The following is a 2,315-nucleotide window of genomic DNA, read 5'->3' as shown; positions in this document are numbered from 1 at the left end:
CGACGCGGGGATTGTGACGGGCCTGAGGCTGGAGAAGCTGGACAAACCCATCCCCGTCTACAACCTCGAGGTCGAGGACTTCCAATCCTACTTCGTCGCCGATGGGGTACTTGTACATAATGCGGGGTGCAATAACAAGCGTGTCCTTGATGAGACTAAAGTTAAAGGTCATAAAATCTCTATAGATTTAGAAATGGGCGGCTCACAAAAGCCAAACATTCATATATTGGTCGACAAAACTAAGTATATGTGGAATGAAGAGTTGGGAAAATTTTTATCAAGAACAGGAAAGGAACTTCCTCGATCGTTAAGAGGTAAACAGTCAATAGAGGATGCACTTAAAAAGCACAAGATTTAATAAGCTCTGGATGGGGAAACTGACTCTAATGAAGAAGCTGAATGCAGGCTATGTTCTAAGAAAACTCAACGAAGAGGACATGCTTGAGATTTTGACGGAGCATTATATGGTCTCGTCATTTAAAGGAGAAGCGAGGGGGCTGATTCTGGGAACCGCAGGCATAGACTTGAGGTTTATCGGTATCTGGGCCCGCGAGCCTGCTGAAGAAATTGATAAGTCTCACCTCAATCTCAATCGCGATATCGCCCTGCATCACGCACTGAATGAGATCGATCTGGAAAAATTGGACAGGGAGGTGAACTTTAACGGAGATCACAGCTTTTTTGATAAAAACCCGGATTATTCCAGCATTTGCAGAGCAGCTTCAGTGCAGCAGCTCCGAAATGCCCTAGAGTCTGGTGTGGACGTCAACGCGAGAGATAGTCGAGGCAAAACGCCCCTGATGCATGTAGTGTATAATCCCGACTTCATGAAGGTACTGCTTGAGGCCGGAGCGGACGTCAATGCACGGGATGAAGACGGCATGACGACATTGATGTTTGCGGTATGTGCATACAAGGAAAACTTAAAGGTAATCAAAAGATTGATTGATGCAGGAGCGGATGTCAATGCTGAAGACGAAGATGGCGTGACTGCGCTGATGTTAGCTGCCGAAAACAACAAAGCTGAAGTCGTCAGGATGTTGCTTCGTTCTGACACAAACGTGGACGCAAAGGATAGGAATGGCGTTTCGGCACTGATGTATGCCGTATGGCGACAGTCTACATGGCAAGACAGTCCCGACCTCAAAATTGTCCACGCATTGCTCAATGCCGGTGTGAACGTCAATGCGAGGAACAAAGATGGTATGACGGCACTGATGTTTGCTACAAACGATCTTGAGATCGTCAATACATTGCTTCAGGCGGGCGCAGATGTTAACGCTAAGGACGAGGAAGGTATGACGGTACTGATGCACGCTGTAAGCAACGGTTCCAATCCTGATTCCATCGGTGCACTGCTTGAAGCCGGTGCGGATGTCAACGAACGGGATGGAGACGGCATGACTGCTTTGATGTATGCCGTATGGCAATCTAGCCCCAGTCTTGAGGCTATCGACGTATTGCTCAAGTTCGGCACGAACGTCAACGAAAAAGACGAGAGTCGTAAAACGGCCTTGATGTATGCGGCAAGCGATAGTCCTAGCCCTGAAGTCATCGATATCTTGCTCCGATCCGGTGCGGACGCTAATATGAAGGACAGGGATGGAAAAACGGCGCTGATGTATGCTGCGAACGATAATACCCCCGAAGCTGTCAGCGTGCTGCTCAATGCCGGAGCGGACATCGACGTAAGGGACAAAAGAGGGAAACGGGCCATCTACTATGCTCGGCAGAACAGAGCCCTGAAGGGTACGGACGCACTCAAACACCTGGAGAACACGGGGGGAAAAGCAAACAACACACGAATGATCGATCTTGAGTTCCGGTAACTTGACAAAAAAATAGCGTTTGGGATTCCAGGGCAACAAACGGCGGCATATGTAACCGCATACCATTTTTGAACGTTTGTACGGGCTACGGTTTACTTGCCTCGACAACGCGGCATAAGCAGACAACCAGAGAAGCGTAGCGAGCTGTGTTGGTCGCTTATGCCGCGCGTCGAGTTAAGCGAACGGCACAGCATTCGGGGCTTGGCAGCCCCGAATGCTGTGCCGTTCGCTTAACCCGGGGCAGGGACAATCTCGTCGCGATGGAACGGGGCGGTTCGAAGTACTGGTACCTGTTCGACGGCCACGGCTCGGTGCGGATGCTGGCGAACGAGTCGGCCCAGGTGACGGACACGTGGACGTACGACGCGTGGGGCGAGACGACGTCGCACACGGGCGTGACGGAGAACGACTACCGGTACGCCGGGGAACGCTTCGACCGGACGACGGAGCTGTACCAGCTTCGTGCGCGCTACATGGACCCGAGGA

The 2,315-nt window shown here is 51.1% G+C and carries 3 protein-coding genes; all 3 read left to right on the top strand.

Annotated elements, in window-relative coordinates; genetic code table 11:
- A partial coding sequence (locus EII26_RS12765) for a hypothetical protein (RefSeq protein ID WP_199735229.1) occupies nt 1-358 on the top strand: 358 nt, incomplete at its 5' end.
- A 10-nt stretch (nt 359-368) separates the two neighbouring features.
- A complete protein-coding gene (locus EII26_RS12760) occupies nt 369-1,829 on the top strand; it encodes an ankyrin repeat domain-containing protein (protein ID WP_233572757.1) in 1,461 nt (486 codons plus the stop codon).
- Between the two features lie 260 nt (nt 1,830-2,089).
- Nucleotides 2,090-2,315 (top strand): RHS repeat-associated core domain-containing protein (locus EII26_RS12755; protein ID WP_199735227.1); only part of this gene is annotated, 226 nt, incomplete at its 3' end.

The sequence above is a fragment of the Fretibacterium sp. OH1220_COT-178 genome (assembly GCF_003860125.1).
In the GTDB taxonomy this organism is placed as follows: Bacteria; Synergistota; Synergistia; order Synergistales; family Aminobacteriaceae; genus CAJPSE01.
Note: the sequence above shows the minus strand (reverse complement) of the source record. Positions and strands in the feature narration are given on the sequence as shown.

Coding starts and splice junctions, on each gene's coding strand:
- EII26_RS12760 (WP_233572757.1), top strand. CDS start 369: ATGGGGAAACTGACTCTAATGAAGAAGCTGAATGCAGGCTATGTTCTA.